Below are 19287 nucleotides of genomic sequence, written 5' to 3'. Positions count from 1 at the left end.
GCGTGAAAGGATGAGCGTGCAAGAGAGCTACACCCTCGAGGACGACGACGGCCGCCTGCGACCGCTGATCGCGCGCGCGGTTTTCGCGGTGCGCCCGCTGCTGATTTTCCTGTTTGCGGTGGCGACCGCCTTCTTCGCCTGGCAGGCGAGCCAGCTCAAGCCCGATGCCAGCTTCGAGAAGATGATCCCGGTATCGCATCCCTACATCCGCAACTTTCTCGCCAGCCGCGACGATCTCAAGGGCCTCGGCAACTCCGTGCGCATCATCGTGGAGAGCCGCAACGGCGACATCTTCACCGCGGAGTTCCAGGAAACGCTGAAGACCATTACCGACGAGGTCTTCTACGTGAAGGGGGTCGACCGCGCGGCGCTGCAGTCGCTGTGGACGCCGAACGTGCGTTGGCAGGAGGTGACCGAGCAGGGCTTTGTCGGCGGCGCCGTCATCCCCGACGACTACGACGGCAGCGAGCGGGCCCTCGAGGACCTGCGCGAGAATACGCTGAAGTCCGGCCAGATCGGCCGCCTGGTGGCCAACGACTTCCGCTCCGCGATCATCGTCGCGCCGCTCGTGGAGCGGGACCCGGAGACCGGCGAGAAGCTCGACTACCACGCCTTCGCCGGCGACCTCGAGCGCCTGGTGCGGGACAAGTACCAGTCCGAGGACGTCCGCATTCGCATCACCGGCTTCGCCAAGCTCGTCGGCGACCTCATCGACGGTGCCAGCCTCGTGGGCCTGTTCTTCCTCGTGGCCTTCGCCATCACGGCGGTGATGCTGTTCATCTACTCGCGCTGCGGCTGGCTGACGCTGGCCTCGCTGCTGTGTTCGACCGTCGCCGTGGTCTGGCAGATGGGGATTCTCAATGCGCTGGGGATGGGGCTGGACCCCTACAGCATGCTGGTGCCGTTCCTGGTGTTCGCCGTGGGCATCAGCCACTCGGTGCAGATCGTCAACCGCTTCGGCAACTTCATCTACCACGAGGTCTCGCGTATCGACGCGGCGCGGCTGACCTTCGTACGCCTGTCCAAGCCGGGGTTCATCGCGCTGCTGTCCGACGGGGTCGGTTTCTTCACGCTGCGGGTGATCGACATCCCGGTGATCAAGGAACTGGCGGTGGTGGCGAGCACGGGCATCGCGGTGCTCATCCTCACGCACCTGGTGCTGCTGCCGCTGGTGCTGTCCTACACGGGTATCACCCACCGCTGCGTCCGCTACCGCGCGGACAAGGACCACAGCCCCTTCACGCACTGGGCGCTGGTGGCACGCATCACCGAGCGCGGCCCGGCGATGACCATGCTCGGCCTCTGTGCAGTCATGCTCGCGGTGGGCCTCTGGTACGGGCAGAAGCAGGAGATCGGTGACCTCGACCCGGGTGCCCCGGAGCTCCGCCCGGATTCACGCTACAACCGCGACAACGCCTTCCTCACCAGTAACTACTCCACCAGCACGGATGTGTTCGTGGTCATGGCCCGGACCGCGCCGCAGCAGTGCGGAAGCTACGAGTTCATCTCGGCGGTGGATCGCTTCCAGGCCGAGCTGGAGGCCGTCAGCGGCGTGCAGTCGGCGCTGTCGCTCCTCGATGTCTCCAAGCTCGTGATCCAGGGCATGAACGAGGGCAGCCCGAAGTGGCACGAGATCAGCCGCAACCAGTACATCCTCAACAACAGCCTGAGCCGGGCGCCGAGCGAATTGCGCAACACCGATTGCTCCATGGCGCCGGTGATTCTCTTCCTCGACGATCACAAGGCCGCGACCCTGGAGCGCGTAGTCGCCGCCGTGAAGGACTTCCGCGAGACCTACGACACCGGTGACGTCACCTTCGAGCTGGCGGCCGGTAACGCGGGCGTCGAGGCGGCCACCAACATCGTCATCGAGGAAGCGCAGACGAAGATGCTGCTCTGGGTCTACGGCGTGGTGATCGTGCTCTGCCTGCTCAACTTCCGCTCCGTGCGCATCACCGCCTGCATCATCATTCCCCTGGCGATCACCTCGGTGCTCGGCCAGGCGCTGATGGCGCTCCTCGGCATCGGTGTGAAGGTGGCGACGCTGCCGGTGATTGCCCTCGGCGTGGGCATCGGCGTGGACTACGGGATCTACATCTATTCCGCGCTGCAGTTCTACCTGCGCCGCGGCGAGCCGCTGAAGGAGGCGTATTTCGCCGCCCTGAAATCCAGCGGCACCGCGGTCGCCTTCACCGGTCTCACGCTCGCCGTGGGCGTGGGCACCTGGATCTTCTCGCCCATCAAGTTCCAGGCCGACATGGGGCTGATGCTGACCTTCATGTTCTTCTGGAACATGCTCGGCGCACTGCTGGCGCTGCCGGCGCTGTCCTGGCTCCTGGCACCGCGGGGCAAGCACGCCTGACCACCGCGAACGCCCGTTGCGGCAGAGTGCGCGAGTGAGGACGCCGCTTTCAGTGAGGCTTTCAAGGGGGCAATCGTCTGCGCTGGCGCTCACGTGCTGCCTGGTCGCACTGCCCCTGGTTCCGCTGGCAGCACTCGCCGCTGACAAGGGTCGGGTCCTCTTCGTGGCATCCAGCGTGCTCGACATGGGCGATCCCGGGCAGCACGACGCGCGCAACAACCTCTGGGAGTATGCGCCGCCTTTCCACGTGTTCGTGATGCACGGTTACGAGGTCGACTTCGTTTCTCCTCGCGGTGGCCCGGTCGAGTTCGTAATGGACCCATTGGGCATCAGCAGCTATGCGATCAAGTATGAGAATTTCCTGGGCAAGGCGGGAAACACGCTCGAGCCCGGTGACATTGACGCTGCCGACTACAGGGCGGTGTATGTCGGCGGCGGCTACGGCACCTTGTTCGACGTCGCGTTCAACGAGGAACTCATGACCCTGATCGGTGTCATCTACGAAAACGGCGGTGTCGTGGGCGGCTGCGGGCATGGTCCGGGGGGCTTTGCCAACGCCAGGCTGAAGGACGGCGGCTACCTGGTGGAAGGCAAGCGCGTGGCCGGATTCCCGAACGCCACGGAGCGTTCCAAGCCCTGGGCGGAGCAGGGGAGCCTGCTGCCGTTTCTCGTCGAGGATCAGCTGCGCAGAAACGGGGCGCAGGCCGAGAACAAGGAAACGCTGGCCGACAAGCACGCGGTCGTCGTGGACCAGCGCATCGTTTCCTCCATGTTCCTGCCGTCGGCCGCCCTGGTCGCCGAGGAAATGGTGCGGTTGCTCGAGCCGGAAAGTCCCTGATACCGGGCCCTCCGGCACAACTGCCCGCGTTGCGGGCGGGCAGGCGGGGTTGAATCAGTCCACGCGGGCGGTCGCCTTCACCTCCACCAGGGCTGCCGGCAGCAGCAGCTCGGTGATGCCGATGGCCGTCCAGGCGCACCAGGGCTCCGGCAGGTAGCGGTCCTTTACCGCGCTGAATACGGCAAAGTGGGCATGAATATCCACGTGGTAGCTGGTGATCTCGAGGACCCGGGAGAAGTCCGTGCCGGCACTTCGCAGCGTGTGCGCCATGGTTTCGAAAACCTGCACGAACTGCGTTTCCGGGTCGTCGCTGACGGCCAGGTTCGCGTCGGCACCGATAATGCCCGACAGGTGCAGCGTGTCGCCGGCAACGATGGCGGGAGAGAAGTGCCAGTTGTCGTACAGGGCCTCGAGGCCATCGGGCACCACCGAGGACACGCCGGTGGCGGAGGGAAAGTCGCGCTTCATCGCTGGTCTCCTGGCAGGAAATTCAGTGCTCGTCGTAGACGAATTCGAAGGGTTCGACGAGCACCGGCATGTCGTCCGTGCAGCTGCGCCCGTAGTTGCTGAGCAGGCCATTCCAGTACTCGCGGTGCAGGGGAATCCAGACATCCGGATTCTGCACCGGCGGACCGTCCAGGGACGTTTCCCGCGGACCGATGGCGCCGAAGGTGGTCTCGCGGACATCGGTCAGGCGAACGACCATGCGCGGCTTGCCGCGATAGTCCGTGAGCAGCAGCGGCATGCCGGCGGCGGGCTCGGGAAAGCCGTTGGCCTGCATGACCCAGGGCAGGCTGAAGGTGGCCACCTTGGTGCCGGCGCGGATGAACTCGAGGATCGTTTCCGTGGTTTCGGCATCGATACCCAGGGAGCGCACCTGGTGATCGTCGCCGAGGTCACTGTGAGCGGCCCGGGCCCGCTCCCAGAACGGGTCGAGGTCCGCGTCCTTCGGCACGGCGGGGCCGTCGGCGATGAGAACGGATCGTGCCATGGATTCTCCTTCTGCAAGCGGGCTTTGCCCCCGGTGTCGGCGCGCTGGAAAGCCTGTTCCAGGGGAGCATGGACAGCGGGTTGGCTTGAACGGTCCGGACGTGGGACGGCTGCGTCGGCGAGCGTTTGCAATCGACAGGTCTGCCGAAGCGCTCTTTGCCTTCACTCGGACGACAGCTGGAAAAAGAGCCCCCGGTTGATGTCGCCGATGCTGACCATGCCCACCAGCTGGTTGTCTTCCACCACCGGCATGCGCCGGAAATTGTGCACGCCCATGAGCGAGGCCGCCTTCAGCACCGGGTCCTCGGGACTGACCGTGCGCGGGTTGCGGCTCATGACCTCTTCGACCTTCTTGGCCAGCACCGCGACATAACCTTCCTCCATGTCGAGGAAGTTGCGGCTGTGGACGTTGTCGTGCACGTAGTCGCCGAAATTCGGATAGAGCGGCAGGAGCACGTCCCTGACCGCGACCATGCCGAGCAGCGAGTGGTCATCGTCAACGACGGGGACCGCCCCGCAGTGGCGGCTCAGCATCTTGGTAACCACCGAGCGCACTTCATCGCTGGGTCGCGCGTAAAGCACGCCGGTGGCCATGACATCTCTCACGATCATGGTGACTGTCCCTCTGCCTGCTACGCCTACTATAAACTATTGATCCTGCTGCGATAGATCCCCGCGTTCGGGTCTCCTGTACGCGGGAAGAGCGCCCGCGTGCCCGGCCTCGGCTGCAGCGTCCGTGATCGTGGTCAGTATTCTTTACAACCGGGTGAGAGCTGTTTACGGCGAGCCCGCGACCCCTTCAATAACTCTCGGCTTTTCAATGGCTTGTGGGCAATGGCACGGAATCTGCTGCGGGTCCTGTTTGCCCGTGATCCTACTGCCGCCAGGTCCTGCGAAAGCTGCGGCTGACCCGGGAATGTCGACGGGTAGGCCGACGCGTGGAGAGCGCCATCTCAGGGAGCGCTTTTTTTGGAACTACAAGAACGAGCCCTCGAAACGCCATCCAGGGACGCCATCGTTTCCAACGATGTTCTGCGTCGGCGCAGTGACGAGGGCGGTCCGCTTTTTCGAGGCTCCCGCTATTTTGCGGTCGGGCACGAGTGGTACGCCCATACGCGCGAAAACAAGGAGATCGGGCCCTTCAGCTCTCGCAGCGAGGCGGAGCTCCGGCTTGCCTGGCACCTGGCGCTGCAGGTCGAGGAGGCGGCCGACGCCGGGAGCACGGGTGAGACAGGGTCCCGGGACACGATGACGCCGCTCGAGGTGCAGCGCGACGAGCTGGTGGTGTGCCGACGCGATGCCACGGCGAGGGGTATCGCCGCCGCCTGCATCATGGCGCAGCAGCGCCTCGATGCCATCGAGGGGGTCAGTGAGCCCGGTACGCGCTCGGGACTGCGCGCAGAGGCCATTCGCTACTTCCTGAACGAGGCCGACTGGTAGCCGCGCGGGCACAGCCCGCCCGCCCAGCCTGGGAATCGGCACCGACCATGCGCATTACCTGCATGCACGCCGGAACGCGCGCGTCGCGATCACGACTTCAGCGCGGCTTCGTCGAGGGCCTCGAAGCGGTTCTCCGCGCGGTTCTTGACCACGTTGTCGATGTCGAACACGCGGCCGTTCATGGCGATGTACACGCCCGGTGGCAGGCTCTGTAGCGCGCCCACGGCGCAGCCGATATTGAAGTCGGCGTCCGTGCGCTGGAAGGCCGCGGGCTGCAGGGCGCCGGTGAGGACGATGGTTTTGTCCGCCAGTCCTTTCAGCGCCTGGCCCGTGGCGACCATGCCGTCGGTGCCGTGGGTGATCAGCACGTGCCGCTCGTCGCAGGCCTCGGCGCGCTCCCGGATGAGGGCCCGGTCGGCGTCGGTCATGTCGAGGCTGTCCTTGCGCATGGCGGACTCCACGGTGAAGGACAGCGCCACGCCCAGGTCCCGCAGCAGGTCGCCGATCACCGGGTCGCCGACCTGATAGTCGCTCTTGGCGTCGAAATAGACCTTGTCGATGGTGCCGCCGGTGGTGATGATGTGCAGTCGCATGGGCCCCTGTCCCGCCGCGCCGGGTGCCGCGTTCAGGCGCCCAGGCGGCTCTCGAAGTGCTCGCAGAGCAGCTCGAGAATCTCGAGCCGCGCCGCTTTCTTGTCGTTGCCGGCTACCAGGTGCCAGGGCGCTGCGCCGGTACTCGTGTTCGCCACCATGTCTCCCACCGCGAGGGCGTAGTCATCCCACTTCTTGCGGTTGCGCCAGTCCTCGTCGGTGATCTTGTGCTGCTTGTGCGGCTTGGCCTCCCGGTCCTTGAAGCGCTTCAGCTGTTCGTCCTTGCTGATGTGCAGCCAGAACTTCGCCACGATGCAGCCGTGCTCCACGAGCTGTGACTCGAAATCGTTGATCTCGCTGTAGGCGCGCCGCCAGGTCGCCGGCGGCGTCAGCTTCTCGACCCGCTCCACGAGCACGCGCCCGTACCAGGAGCGGTCGAAAAGCGTGGCGCGGCCGTCGCGCTGCAGTCGCCGCCAGAAGCGCCACAGATAGTGCTGGGCCCGCTCCTCGTCCGTGGGCGCGGCGAACTGTACGAGCATGTACAGCCGCGGGTCAACGGCGGCGGTGAGGCGGCGGATTGCCGAACCCTTGCCGGCGGCGTCCCAGCCCTCGAAGACGGCGACCAGCGAGCGGTGCTCCCGGTGCGCCTGCCAGAACAGGTCCTGAATGCGCGCCTGCAGCTTCGCCAGCCGCGGCCTGTATTCGTCGCGCGGCACACGGCGGGAAAGATCGACGGCGTCGAGTATCGTTGGCTGTGGATCTGCCGGGCGTGAATCGCGGTCGCCGTGCTTTCGTCCACCGTTGGCCGGCTCGTGACTGCGCAGGGCGTTGAGCAGCACCCCGGCGACAGTCGTGTCCCGGTAGTAGCTGTCATTGGCCTCGATGAGGTGCCAGGGCGCCCCGCCGCTATCGGTGAGCCGGATCAATTGCTCCGACACCTCCAGCGCCCGGGGGTAGCGGGCCCACCATTCGTCCGGGTCTGCCGGCATCGGCGCCACGTTCGACGGCGTGTCGCCCCGGGCGGCTTCCCGGCTGATCCACCATGCCTCCGGGTTCACCGGCACGCGGGGGTTCTGGTGCTGTCGCGGCGCCTCGTAGGATAGCTGGCGCCGCTGCATGTCGCGGCTGACATGCAGCCACAGCTTGACCACCAGGGCGCCGTCGTCGACCAGCATGTGCTCAAAGGCCAGCGCCCGGCGCATGGCCAGTTCGAAGCCGTCCGCGTCGAGGCTGCCGGCCATGGCGCGGTAAGCGGCGCGCTGGTACCAGTTGCCCAGCATGATACCGGTGCGCCCGCGGGGCGGCAGGCGGCGCCAGAAGCGCCAGAAATAGGGCCGGCTCTCCTCTTCGTCGGAGTGCATCCAGAGGGTGTGGGTCTCGATGAGGCGCGGGTCCATCCACTCGTTGAGGCGGTGCACTACTGCACCCTTGCCCGCGCCGTCGAAGCCGCCCATGACGATGATGAGCGGATAGTCGCACTCGGCGAGCTCGAACTGTGCCTTCAGGAGCGCCGGGCGCAGCTCCGCGCGCTGTGCCTTGAACTGCTCCTCCGTGAGGTGTTTCCCTGTCTCGAGTGCTTCGAACATGGCCTGCTCCCTGGCACTGGCCCGGCCGGCTGCGGCCGCGACACCCCGCGTATAATAGGGGCTGCCACCGCGCGGGGACAAACCGATGAACTTCTATGAACGCCACATCCTGCCGCACGTGATCAACTGCGCCTGCGGCACGAAGCCGGTGCGACGGCAGCGACAGAAAGTCGTGCCGCGCGCCCGGGGTGTGGTGCTGGAGATCGGCATCGGCACCGGCCTCAACCTGCCGTTCTACAACGGTGAAGCGGTGGAGCGCCTGGTCGGCCTCGATCCGTCAGAGGCCTCCTGGGCCCTGGCCGCCGAGCGGGGCAGGGACCTGCCGTTCCCGGTGGAGTTCATCGGCCTGCCGGGGGAGGAGATTCCCCTCGCCGACAACAGCGTGGACTGCATCGTCATGACCTTCAGCCTGTGCACGATCCCGGCTCCCCTTCAGGCCCTCGCGGGCATGGCGCGCGTGCTGCGCCCCGGGGGCGAGCTGATCTTCTGCGAGCACGGCCTGGCGCCCGACGAGGGCGTGCAGCGCTGGCAGCGCCGCCTGAATCCGCTCTGGCGTCGCATCGCCGGCGGCTGCCACCTCGACCGGGACATCCCGGCGCTGCTGAGCGCCGGCGGGTTCCGCACCGTCGAGCAGGATGCCATGTACCTTCCCGGGACGCCGCGCATCGCCGGCTTCAATACCTGGGGTGCTGCGGTTCACGCCTGAGGCGTGCGGCTGCTGCCGCCGCCTCCTCGCCGCCGGGTTGGGCGCCCTGGTCCTTCTGGCTGCGCCCGCGTTCGCCCTGGACTACCGCGTCTCCGGTGTGGACGGTGCGCTGCGCGACAACGTCCGCGCCTACCTGGGCACGCCGCCGAAGGAGAGCGCCGCGGTAGCGCGTGCCCTGGAAGCGGCACGCGGTCGCGTCGCGGAGGCGCTGCAGGCCCTGGGTTACTACCGTCCGGTCATCGAGCTTCGCACCCTAGATGCCGACGGCAAGGCGCTCGGTCCGGCCGCGGCGCCGGCGGACGTGGCGCGCCTGGAAGTGCGCATCGACCCGGGCGAGCGGGTACGGCTCGGTGCGGTGCGCATCGAGCTGGACGGCGAGGCAGCGGAGGACCCGGCGCTGACCGGGTTCGTCGAAGAGAGCGCGCTGGTTCCCGATGCGCCGCTGGATCACGGACGCTATACGGATTTCAAGCGGGAGCTGCAGACCCGGGCGCGCGCCCGTGGCTACCTCGACGGGCGCTTCACCAGCCACAGCCTGCGGGTCGACCCGGCCGCCGGCGTCGCCGACGTGGAGCTGGTGTTCGCAAGCGGCGCCCGCTACGCGTTCGGCACGATCAGTCACGACGAGGCGCAGCTCGACCGGCAGCGCTTCGAAGCGCTGATGCCGTTCGCGCCCGGTGACCCCTATGACGAGGACAAGCTGCAGCAGCTCGGCGCGCGGCTGCGCGCGACGGGGCTCTTCGGCGGCGTCTCCGTTGTGCCCGGGGCGGACCGGGCGGCGGGCCGGGAGGTGCCGGTACGGGTGGAGCTCGTGCCGGCCCCGAGCCACTCGCTGGAGCTCGGCGTCGGCTTCCGCACCGATACGCGCGGGCGCATTTCGGCGCTCTGGCGCAGTCCGCGGCTCAATCGCGCCGGCCACAGCCAGGAAACGCGGCTGCGCTGGTCGCCGGTCAACCCCGGCGGCAGCACCGTCTACCGCATGCCGCTCGGCGACCTCATGCGCGACAGCGTGCAGCTGCGCGCCAGCCTCGAGGACAACCGCTACGGCGACCTGGACAGTCGGCAGACCGTCGCCGGGGTCCGCTACGAGCACGCGGGCGGGGAATGGGTGTCCAGTGTCGGGCTGCGTGCGCTGCGGGAAGACTGGTCCGTGCTTGAGGAAGAGTTCGATGCCGATTATTTCCTCCCCGGCCTGACCCTCTCCCGGCGCAGCCGCCGCGGCAGCGTGATCGACCCCGTCGCCGGTTTCAGCCAGTTCTACAGCGTCGAGACCGCCGCGAGCGGGCTGGGCTCGGACAGTGATCTGGTTCGCCTGTACGGCAACTGGCGCTGGATCGGCAGCCCCGGCGGTCCCAACCGCCTCGTGGGCCGGCTGGAGCTGGGGGCGCTCTTCGGCAGTTCCCAGCGCCCCGAGACCTTGGCCCCCTCGCTGGGTTTCTTTGCCGGCGGCGACCAGAGCGTGCGCGGCTACGACTACCAGTCGATCGGCTACGAGGTGCTCTATGCGCGCGCGGGCGCGCCGCCCGCCGGTGTCACCGTCGGCGGCGAGCGCCTGGTCACCGGGAGCATCGAGTACCAGCGCTATCTCAATGACAGCTGGCGGCTTGCCGTGTTCGCCGATGCCGGCGATGCCTTCGTCGGTGAGGAGCCGGACTTCAAGGTTGGCGCCGGCTTCGGCGTGCACTTCCTGACGCCGGTGGGCGCGCTCAAGCTGGAGCTGGCCAACAGCGTGAGCGAGGCCAACCCGGACTGGCGCGTGCACATCAACATCGGTGCGGAACTGTGAGGCGCTGGCGTCGCTGGCTGGCCGGCGCCGTGCTGCTGGCGCTGCTCGGTCTGCTCCTGGCGCCCGCGACGGCGCCGGGGACGCGGCTGCTGGCGACGTTCGCCAACCGCCTGCCCGGGGTGTCGCTGGCGGGTGTCGACGGCCGCCTGTTCGGGACGCTGCGGGCCGAGCGGATCGCGCTCGAATTCCCGGGGGTCGGGCTGGTCCTTAAGCAGTTCCGTTCGGCCCTGCGCCCCACCTGCCTGGCGCGCGGTGAGCTCTGCTTCGAGCTGCTCGAGGCCGCCGCGCTCGACCTCACCGTCAGCACGGCGGCGGGTGACAGTGATGACGCGAGGCCGGCACCGCTGCCGTTCCCGCTGCGTACCGAGCGCCTGTCCATCGCGACCTTCGCGCTGCACATCGACGAGATGACCCTGGCCTTCGCCGACGTGGCGGCGGCGCGGCTGCGCGCGGCAGGGCGACAGGTCAGCGCCCGGCAGCTCGCCCTGGCGCTCGACGGCGTCGGGCGCGCGCGGGCACAGGCGCAGCTCAGCGTAGACCGGGACTGGCCGCTGCGTATCGACGGGACCTTTGAGCCGGCCGACACCCTGGTGGCCGGTCTGCCGGAGGACTTCTCCCTCGCCGGGCCGCTCGCGGTCAGTGCCGAAGGGCCGCCCACGGCCCTTGAGCTCGCGGTGGAGGCCGCCGGGGAGGTGGCGCTACTCGGCGGCCGGGTCCACGGTCGCGCGCGCGGCACGCTGCGCTGGCCCGCCCTGGCGCTGGAATCGCTGGCCCTCGACAGCGCCGCGGGCAGCGCCACGGCCCGGGGTGACGTGGCCCTTGCCGACCGGCGGGCGCGGCTCGCGGTGACTGTCAGCAACCTGGCCCCGGCGGGAGTGGACTGGCCGTTCGCAGCGGCGAGTGGCAGCGGTCGGCTGTTGCTGGACCTCGGCGAGGCAACCCGGGTCGCGCTGTCGCGGCTGCAGCTCACCAGCGGCTGGCAGGAAAGGCCGCTCAGCGTTTCGGGGGAGACGGCCTGGGAGCCGGGCATGACGCTTCCGCGCGTCGGCCTGTCCGGTGCGCTCGCCGGGCTCCCCTGGCAGGCGCGCGGCGGCGGCGGGGAGCCGGTCGCCTTCGAAGTCAGCAGCCGGGCGCCCTTCACGGTGGCCGATGTCACGCTCGACGGCCTGGAAGCGCAGGGCGAGCTCGCCGCCGACGGCAGCGTGCTCCGCGCCAGCGGCAGTGCCGCCAGCGTCGACGCCGGCGCCGTCAGCGCGTCGAGCCTGGCGCTCGAGGCCACGGTCCGCCTTGCCGACGCGCTGTCGATAACGGCCCGCGCTTCCGCCGGGCGCGCGCTCGTCGCGGGGCAGGCCCTCGAGGCGCTGCGTCTCGACGGCGAAGGCGACGCGGGCGGTGGCAGGGCCAGGCTCTCCGTCGCCGGTGCTGTCGCCGGCGATCTGGCCCTGGCGGCGACGGCGGGGGAGGGCGGCCGCTGGGACGTCGAGCTTGACCCGTTGTCGCTGGCGACGCCCCTCGGACAGCTGTCCCGCGAGGAGCCGCTGTCGCTGGCACTGCGCCCCGGTCCCTGGCGCGCGGCCTTCCCGGCGCACTGCTGGTCCCTCGACGCGCTGACGCTCTGCCTGGCGGCGGGGGAGGCCGGCAGCGAAGGCGAACTCACGGCGCAGCTCGACGGGGCGCTGGTGCTGCCGGCCGGCACCGTCGCTGCGCTGGAGGACGCCCGCGCCGACGTCTCCGGTGCGCTGGCGGCGCGCTGGGGTGGCGACCGGCCGCCGCAGCTGGAGGCGGACCTCGCGCTCGACGCGATCCGCGTGAAGCCGGCGGGGCTGGCGGAGCCGCTCGCGGACCCGGGTCGGCTGCAGCTCAGCGCGTCGCTGCGCGAGGAACTGTCGCTGCGGGGCGAACTCGCCGGCGGCGCCGTCGTCGCCGGGGACCTGGCCGCGACGCGGGGGGCCTCGGGCTGGCGCGGCGACCTGGCCGTGGCGGGCGCACCGCTCGCCTACTTCCAGCCGCTGCTCTCCGGGGCCGCGCTGCTGGACGGGACGGTCAGCGGCGAGCTGGCGCTCGCCGCGCCGGGCCCGACCTTCGTGACCGGGGGCGCCCTCGCGCTCGAGGGCGGTCGCCTGCGCCTGCGCGGCAGCGATGCCGAGCTGGAAGCGCTCGCCCTCACGCTCGGCCCCGCCGGCGACGGCGAACTCGCCATCGAGGGAGACGGCCGCTACGGCGCCGGCCCCGTGCGCATCACCGGCACCCTCGACCCCACCGCGCCCCGGCTGGCGCTCGATCTCGAGGGCGAGCGCAACGCCGTGCACTGGCCCGGGCTTCTCGATGCGACGGTGTCGCCCGCGCTTTCCCTCGCCTACGCCGATGGCACGGCGGCCCTGGAAGGGGAACTGCGGGTGCACGGGGGGCGGCTGGCACCGGACCAGGTCGGCGGCAGCGGCGTCGCCCTGTCGCCCGATGCGGAAATCGTCGGGGAGGACGTCCGGCAGCCGCTCCTGCGCACCCGGATCGACCTGCGGATCCTCGTGGAGGAGCGCTTCCGGGTGGTGGGTGACCTGGTCGATGCCACCGTCGGCGGCGACCTGCGGCTGCGCCAGGCGCCGGCGGGATCGGCGCAGCTGTTCGGCCGTGTCGACGTGGTCGGGGGCGAGCTGCGTGCCTACGGCCAGCAGCTCGAGCTGCGCGAGGGCAGCATGTCGTTCGCGGGTGACCCGGAAAACCCGCAGCTCGACCTGCGGGCGGAGCGCCAGTTCCCCTCCGAGGCGCTGCGCGTGGGCTTCACCGTCGGCGGCAGCCTGCGCGAGCCGCGCCTCGACCTGTACTCGGAGCCGCAGCTGCCCCGCGAGGCGCAGCTGTCCTGGCTGGTCCGCGGCCGGCCGCCGGATGCGGGGGCGAGCATGGACGGCACGGCGCTGGCGCTGTCCGTCGGTGCCTCGGCACTAAACCAGACCTCGCTGGTGCGTTCCCTGAACCGCCTGCCGCTGCTCAGCAACGTGGCGCTGGGAACGGAGACCGGCAGCAATGGCACCGCTGCCACGATCAGCGGTTACGTCGGCGACCGCCTGTACCTGTCCTACGGCATGGGCCTCTACGAGCCCGTCAATACGCTCACCGCGCGCCTGTACCTGCGCGCGCGGTTGTGGCTGGAAATGGTCTCGGCGCTCGAGAACTCGGTCGATATCTACTACCGCTTCGACATCGACTAGCGCGGGAGCCTAGGCCCCGTAGCTGGCGCGGGCGGCCGCCATGGCGGCACTGGCATCGCAGTCGTGCCCCTGCTGGCCGAGGACCGCGGCGAGGGCCGTGAGCAGCGAGTAGACGTTGCGCTCCCGGCTGGAGTGGCCCATGAGGCCGATGCGCCAGGCCTTGCCGGCGAGGGCGCCGAGGCCCGCGCCGATCTCGATGTCGAAGTCCGCCAGCAGCGCACTGCGCACCGCGGCGTCATCGATGCGCTCGGGGATGTGCACCGCGTTCAGCTGCGGCAGCCGCCACTCGGGGGCGACCACCAGCGACAGGCCCAGGGCTTCAAGGCCCGCGACCAGCGCCTCGTGATTGCGGCGGTGCCGCGCATGGGACGCGTCCAGGCCCTCTTCCTCGAGCATCACCAGGGACTCGTGCAGGGCGTAAAGGGCGTTCACCGGGGCCGTGTGATGGTAGGCGCGCTTGCTGCCGCCACCCCAGTAGCCCATAACCAGCTGCATGTCGAGAAACCAGCTCTGCGCGCGCCCCTCGCGCGCCTGGATGCGTTCCACGGCGCGCTCGCTGAAGGTCACCGGTGCGATGCCGGGTACGCAGGACAGGCACTTCTGCGTACCGGAGTAGACGGCGTCCGCGCCCCAGGCGTCCACCTCCAGCGGGATGCCCGCGAGCGCGGTGACCGCGTCGACGATGGACAGGGCCCCGTGCTCCCGGGCCAGCGCACAGAGCGCCGCGGCGTCGGAGCGCGCGCCGGTCGAGGTTTCCGCGTGGACGAAGGCGAGCACCGACGCTTCCGGGTGCGCGGTGAAGGCCTCGCGGACCTTGTCCACGCTGACCGTGTCACCCCAGCTGTCTTCAACCATTACCGCCGTGGCGCCGCAGCGCTCGACGTTCTCGCGCATGCGCCCGCCGAACACTCCGTTCTGGCAGACGATCACCGTGTCCCCGGGCGAGAGGAGATTCACGAAGCAGGCCTCCATGCCCGCCGAGCCCGGCGCGGAGACCGGCAGCGTCAGCGCGTTCTCCGTGCGGAAGGCGTACTGCAGCAAGCGCTTGATGTCGTCCATGAGGTCGACGAAGAGCGGGTCGAGGTGGCCGATGGTCGGCCGTGCCAGGGCACCGAGGACGCGGGCCGGCACGTCGGAGGGGCCGGGGCCGAGCAGCGTGCGCTGCGGCGGGTGGAAGCTGGCGGTCATCGTTTTTCTCCATTCTTGCTATGGAAGCGGGGGAGGGGGTCAGCCCTCGGCAAGGACGTGCGCCTGCGCCGCGGCCACGCGGGCCACGGGCACGCGGTAGGGGCTGCAGGACACGTAATCGAGGCCGAGCTCGTGGAAGAACTGGATCGAGCGCGGGTCGCCGCCGTGCTCGCCGCAGATGCCGTACTTGATGCCCTTGTTCACGGCGCGCGACTCCTCCACCGCCAGGCGCATGAGCCGGCCGACGGCGCGCTGGTCGAGGCTGATGAAGGGGTCGTGCTCGATGAGTTTCTTGTCGAGGTACTGCGGGATGAAGCGGCCGGCGTCGTCGCGGGAGAAGCCGTAGGTCATCTGCGTCAGGTCGTTGGTGCCGAAGCTCATGAATTCCACCGCCGTGGCGAGGCGGTCCGCACCGAGGCAGGCCCGGGGCGTCTCCATCATGGTGCCGACCTTGTAGCGCAGGGACACGGACTTCTCGCCCAGCACCTTGCGGATGCTGGCGTCGATGATGTCGCCGACCAGGCGGATCTCGCGCACGTTCACGGTGAGCGGGATCATGATCTCCGGGTAGGGCTGGTAGCCTTCCTCGATGGCCTGCAGCGCCGCGCCGATGATCGCGCGCACCTGCATGCGGGTGATCTCCGGGTAGACCACGGACAGCCGGCAGCCGCGGAAACCGAGCATCGGGTTCACTTCCGACAGCTCGGCGGCGGCGGCCTGCACCTGTTCGACGGGCAGGTCCAGGCGCTTGGCAAGAGCCCGCGTTTCCTCCTCGCCGTGGGGGAGAAACTCGTGCAGCGGCGGGTCCAGGAGACGCACGGTGACCGGGAGCCCGTCCATGGCCTTGAACAGGGCGACCATGTCCTCCTGCTGGAAGACCTGCAGCTTCTTCAGGTAGCCCTTCCGGGCCTTCCGGTCCGGGGCGAGGATCATCGCGCGCATGAGGTCGATGCGATCGCTGTCGAAGAACATGTGCTCCGTGCGGCACAGGCCGATGCCCTCGGCCCCGAGCTCCCGCGCCCGGGCTGCGTCTTCCGGGGTCTCCGCATTCGCGCGCACCTTCAGGCGGCGGTGCTTGTCGGCCCAGGAGAGCAGGGTCTGGAAGTCGTCGCTGGAGCTCGCCTCGGTCTTCGGGATGTCGCCGAGCATGACCTCGCCGGCGGTGCCGTCGAGGGTGATGATGTCGCCGCGCTTCAGGGTCACGCCGTCTTTCGTCGTCGCGGTGCCCGCGTCGGCGTTCACCGACAGGCTGCTCGCGCCGGTGATGGCGCACACGCCCATGCCGCGGGCGACCACCGCCGCGTGCGAGGTCATGCCGCCGAGCTCCGTGAGGATGCCCTCGGCGACCTTCATGCCGTGGATGTCCTCCGGTGTCGTTTCCCGGCGCACCAGGATCACCGCGGTGCCGTCGCGGGCCACCTCGACCGCCTCGTCGGCGGAGAACACGATGGCCCCGGTCGCGCCGCCGGGGCTTGCCGGCAGGCCGGTGGCGATGATGTCGGTCTTCGCCTCCGGGTCGACCATGGGGTGGAGGAAGGCCTCCACGTGATCGGGCGAGACGCGCAGCAGTGCCTCCTTCTCGTTGATCAGCCCCTCGCGGACCATGTCCACGGCGATCTTCACGGAGGCGCGGCCGGTGCGCTTGCCGCTGCGTGTCTGCAGCATGTAAAAGCGGCCTTCCTGCACCGTGAACTCGATGTCCTGCATGTCCCGGTAGTGGCGCTCGAGGAGGGCCTGGGTCTCGTTCAGCTGGTCGTAGACCGCCGGCAGCTTGTCCTTGAGGGCGGAAATCGGCTGCGGCGTGCGCGTGCCGGCGACGACGTCCTCGCCGGCGGCGTTGAACAGGAATTCGCCGAAGAACTGGTTCTCCCCCGTGGACGGGTTGCGGGTGAAGGCGACGCCGGAGCCGGAGTCGTCACCGAAGTTGCCGTAGACCATGGACTGCACGGTGACGGCGGTGCCGAGGGAGTCGGGAATGTTGTTCATCTCCCGGTACACGTTGGCCCGCGGCGTGTGCCAGGACAGGAAAACCGCCTCCACCGCCATGCGCAGCTGCACGAAGGGATCCTGCGGGAAATCGGCCATGGCCTTGAAGCGCTCGACGATGGCCTGCCAGTCCGCCGCGGTCATGTCGACGTCGGTTTCGTAGCCGTGCTGCTTCTTGTACTGCTCGATCTCCTTTTCGAAGGCGTGCGCGTCGTGGTTCATGACCACCTCCGCGAACATCTGGATGAAGCGCCGGTAGGAGTCGTAGGCGAAGCGCGGGTTGTCGGTCTTCCGCGCCAGGCCCTCGGCGATGTCGTCGTTGAGGCCGAGGTTGAGAATCGTGTTCATCATGCCCGGCATGGAGATCGGAGCGCCGGAGCGTACCGAGAAGAGCAGGGGATCTTCCGGGTCGCCGAAGCGCGCATCCATCTTCTTCTCGACGAGGTCCAGGGCCACCCGGTACTCCTGCTCGAGGAGGTTGGGCAACTTGTTGCCGTTCTCGAAGAACTCGCGACAGGTGGGCGTCGTGATGATGAACCCGAAGGGCACCGGCAGGCCGAGGTTGGTCATCTCGCAGAGATTGGCGCCCTTGCCGCCGAGGAGGTCACGATCCTCCCGGTTGCCCTCGTTGAACAGGTAGACGCGCTTTGCCATGGGAACCCCTTCCCCTTTCGGGTGTCTAGCTGGCGAGGTGGCGCAGTATACTGGTAAGGCGGCAGGTGCGTCATACCGGCCGCCGGGAGCGCCCGCGGGTGCATCCCGCCCCATCCGGAACGGAGCAGCCCACGCAGTGATCCGCCAAGCTCTCGTCAGCCTCGTCCCGCTGCTGTGCCTGCTGGCCTGCGCGTCGGACCCGACCCTCACCGCGCCGCCGCGGGAGCCGGACCCGGTCGATTTCAGCGGCCACTGGGAGCTGAACTACGGGCAGAGCGACAATATCCAGTCCCGGCTCACGACCCTGGTGCGTGAGCTGCAGCGACGCAGCGCCCGCGCCTCCAACCTGCAGAGCGAGCGCGGTGGCCTGGTGCTCGGTGGCAGCGGTACCGACAGCGCGCCGTCGGTGGTGGGCCTGGCGCGCATGGCCGAGCTGATCACCTCGTCGCAGCTGCTCGAAGTGGACCAGGGCCGCACGCGCATCCGCATCGACCGCGAGGGCAACTTCGCCCTCAGCTGCGACTTCCTGCGCGATCCCGGGCGTATCGACGACCTCGGCGTCGGCCGGGAGAGCTGCCGCTGGGACGGCCAGCAGCTGGTCTTCGTCATCAGCCTGCCCGAGGGCCTGTCCATCCGCCACCGGGTGGCGCTGTCGGGCTCCGGGGAGCAGCTCGGCATTGTCACCACCGTGTTCTCGGACCAGGTCAGCGCGCCGTTCACGGTGCGCCGCATCTACGACCGCTACGAGCCCGGCAGCCGCGGCTACCGCTGCGAGGAGACGCTCAGCCGCGGCCGCGTGTGCACCACGGAGGGGGGGTCCTGATGCGCCCGCTGCTGCGCCTTGCCGTCCTCGGCCTGGCCGGCCTGGTCCTGGCCGCCTGTGCCGGCGCGCCCGAGCGGGCGAAGCCCGCGCAGGCGGACCCCGCCGACGCCTGGCCGCCGGCGGTCGGTGCCGTGACCCTCGAGCGTTCCGGCACGCCGCCGGCGACGGCCCTGGACGTCATCATCGAGGTCTTCGACACCGGCCTGGCCGAGGCGGCGGCGACCCCCGGCGACGAGCCGGTCTTCGCCGCCGTGCGCAAGGCCGAGGCGTTCTACATGCCACTCCGGCTGCGCGAGGCGCTGGTGGAGAGCGGACGCTGGGGCGTGGTCCGCGTGGCGCCGCGGTCGAGTGCGACGGCCGCCCTGTCGCTCAGTGGCCGCATCGTGCATTCCGATGGTGTGGACCTCGTGCTCGCCGTGCGCGCGGTCGATGCCCGGGGTGAAGTCTGGCTGGACCGCGAGTACCGCGACATTGCCGCGGCTTCCGACTACCCGGTCGCGCCGGGGACGGACCCCTTCGGCGACCTGTACCGCCGGGTTGCCAACGACCTGGCCGAGGCGCAGCGCGCCCGGTCCGTGACTCGCCTGCCCACCGTCGCCCTGCTGCGCTACGCAGAGGCACTGGCCCCGGGCGTGTTCGCTGACTACCTGGCCACCGGCGACGACGGGCGGCGGGAACTGCGCCGGGCGCCGGCGCCCGGCGACCCGATGCTCGCGCGCGTGCAGCGCCTGCGCAACCAGGAATACCTGTTCATCGACGCGGCGGACGAGCAGTACGCCGACCTGGTCGAGCGCTTCGCGCCCACCTATCACCTCTGGCGCCAGTACGCGCACGAGCTGGCGCGCTACGAGACCGACTACCTCGCCCGGGCGGGGGAGCGCGAGATCAATGCGCGCCGCGGGACCTACGCCGCCATGCAGCAGACCTACGGCCGGTTCCGGCGCGTGAAGATGCACGAGCAGGACCTCGAGGAGCTCGCCGAGGGCTTCGACAACGAGGTCACGGAAACGGTCATCGACGTCGACGACCGGGTCTATCGCCTGAGCGGTTCCCTGGCCACGCAGTACGACGAGTGGCGCCGGATCCTGCAGCGCATCTTCGCCCTGGAGTCCGGCGGGATGCCCTGAGCGCC

The 19287-nt window shown here is 69.5% G+C and carries 15 protein-coding genes; 8 read left to right on the top strand and 7 right to left on the bottom strand.

Annotated features, from left to right (window positions below; translation table 11 throughout):
• Window positions 1-10: 10 nt before the first annotated feature.
• Both RKE50_RS08105 and RKE50_RS08100 read left to right on the top strand, forming a co-directional pair.
• Complete coding sequence (locus RKE50_RS08105; protein WP_350035735.1) at window positions 11-2362, top strand: efflux RND transporter permease subunit; 2352 nt, start codon at window positions 11-13, stop codon at window positions 2360-2362.
• Between the two features lie 163 nt (window positions 2363-2525).
• On the top strand, window positions 2526-3200 hold the full coding sequence (locus RKE50_RS08100; RefSeq protein WP_350035734.1) for a type 1 glutamine amidotransferase domain-containing protein: 675 nt from the start codon (window positions 2526-2528) through the stop codon (window positions 3198-3200).
• Window positions 3201-3254: 54 nt separating this feature from the next.
• Here the strand turns inward: RKE50_RS08100 and RKE50_RS08095 are convergent, their stop codons facing one another.
• From RKE50_RS08095 to RKE50_RS08085, 3 genes are all read right to left on the bottom strand, one after another.
• A complete protein-coding gene (locus RKE50_RS08095; protein WP_350035732.1) occupies window positions 3255-3668 on the bottom strand; it encodes a RidA family protein in 414 nt (137 codons plus the stop codon).
• Between the two features lie 22 nt (window positions 3669-3690).
• Complete coding sequence (locus RKE50_RS08090; RefSeq protein ID WP_350035731.1) at window positions 3691-4191, bottom strand: ASCH domain-containing protein; 501 nt, start codon at window positions 4189-4191, stop codon at window positions 3691-3693.
• A 161-nt stretch (window positions 4192-4352) separates the two neighbouring features.
• Window positions 4353-4802 carry a CBS domain-containing protein gene (locus tag RKE50_RS08085; protein ID WP_350035729.1) on the bottom strand — a complete coding sequence of 150 codons (450 nt, stop codon included), beginning with the start codon at window positions 4800-4802 and terminating at the stop codon, window positions 4353-4355.
• 357 nt (window positions 4803-5159) lie between these two features.
• Here RKE50_RS08085 and RKE50_RS08080 point away from each other — a divergent pair, with 357 nt between their 5' ends.
• The gene (locus tag RKE50_RS08080; protein WP_350035728.1) at window positions 5160-5630 is read left to right on the top strand and encodes a DUF6316 family protein; all 471 of its coding nucleotides are present in this window, start codon (window positions 5160-5162) and stop codon (window positions 5628-5630) included.
• Window positions 5631-5719: 89 nt separating this feature from the next.
• On the opposite strand, the gene RKE50_RS08075 is transcribed toward RKE50_RS08080, so the two are convergent.
• Together RKE50_RS08075 and pap are read right to left on the bottom strand one after the other, a co-directional pair.
• Window positions 5720-6223, bottom strand: a complete 504-nt coding sequence (locus tag RKE50_RS08075; protein WP_350035727.1) for an asparaginase domain-containing protein — start codon at window positions 6221-6223, stop codon at window positions 5720-5722.
• Window positions 6224-6255: 32 nt separating this feature from the next.
• On the bottom strand, window positions 6256-7806 hold the full coding sequence (gene pap, locus RKE50_RS08070) for a polyphosphate:AMP phosphotransferase (RefSeq protein WP_350035726.1): 1551 nt from the start codon (window positions 7804-7806) through the stop codon (window positions 6256-6258).
• An 85-nt stretch (window positions 7807-7891) separates the two neighbouring features.
• Between pap and RKE50_RS08065 the strand changes: the two genes are divergently transcribed.
• The 3 genes from RKE50_RS08065 to RKE50_RS08055 are packed head-to-tail and all read left to right on the top strand — an operon-like array spanning window position 7892 to window position 13504.
• Window positions 7892-8512 carry a class I SAM-dependent methyltransferase gene (locus tag RKE50_RS08065; protein ID WP_350035725.1) on the top strand — a complete coding sequence of 207 codons (621 nt, stop codon included), beginning with the start codon at window positions 7892-7894 and terminating at the stop codon, window positions 8510-8512.
• A complete protein-coding gene (locus tag RKE50_RS08060; RefSeq protein WP_350035724.1) occupies window positions 8493-10298 on the top strand; it encodes an autotransporter assembly complex protein TamA in 1806 nt (601 codons plus the stop codon). The genes RKE50_RS08065 and RKE50_RS08060 overlap by 20 nt, the downstream gene beginning before the upstream one ends.
• Entirely contained in the window at window positions 10295-13504 is a 3210-nt protein-coding gene (locus RKE50_RS08055; protein ID WP_350035723.1) for a translocation/assembly module TamB domain-containing protein, read from the top strand. Before RKE50_RS08060 ends, RKE50_RS08055 begins: the two co-directional genes overlap by 4 nt.
• 9 nt (window positions 13505-13513) lie before the next feature.
• Here RKE50_RS08055 and RKE50_RS08050 read toward each other — a convergent pair whose 3' ends face one another.
• Together RKE50_RS08050 and ppdK are read right to left on the bottom strand one after the other, a co-directional pair.
• Window positions 13514-14692 carry a pyridoxal-phosphate-dependent aminotransferase family protein gene (locus RKE50_RS08050; protein ID WP_350035722.1) on the bottom strand — a complete coding sequence of 393 codons (1179 nt, stop codon included), beginning with the start codon at window positions 14690-14692 and terminating at the stop codon, window positions 13514-13516.
• Between the two features lie 39 nt (window positions 14693-14731).
• Window positions 14732-17332 carry a pyruvate, phosphate dikinase gene (ppdK, locus tag RKE50_RS08045; RefSeq protein WP_350035721.1) on the bottom strand — a complete coding sequence of 867 codons (2601 nt, stop codon included), beginning with the start codon at window positions 17330-17332 and terminating at the stop codon, window positions 14732-14734.
• Between the two features lie 136 nt (window positions 17333-17468).
• Here ppdK and RKE50_RS08040 point away from each other — a divergent pair, with 136 nt between their 5' ends.
• Window positions 17469-18155 (top strand): hypothetical protein, encoded by a 687-nt coding sequence (locus RKE50_RS08040; protein WP_350035720.1) that lies wholly within the window; start codon window positions 17469-17471, stop codon window positions 18153-18155.
• On the top strand, window positions 18155-19282 hold the full coding sequence (locus RKE50_RS08035) for a hypothetical protein (RefSeq protein WP_350035719.1): 1128 nt from the start codon (window positions 18155-18157) through the stop codon (window positions 19280-19282). The genes RKE50_RS08040 and RKE50_RS08035 overlap by 1 nt, the downstream gene beginning before the upstream one ends.
• Window positions 19283-19287 lie beyond the last annotated feature (5 nt).

It is taken from the genome of Pseudohaliea sp., from assembly GCF_040217025.1.
GTDB lineage: Bacteria > Pseudomonadota > Gammaproteobacteria > Pseudomonadales > Halieaceae > Pseudohaliea.
This window is presented reverse-complemented; position numbering and strand designations above follow the sequence as displayed.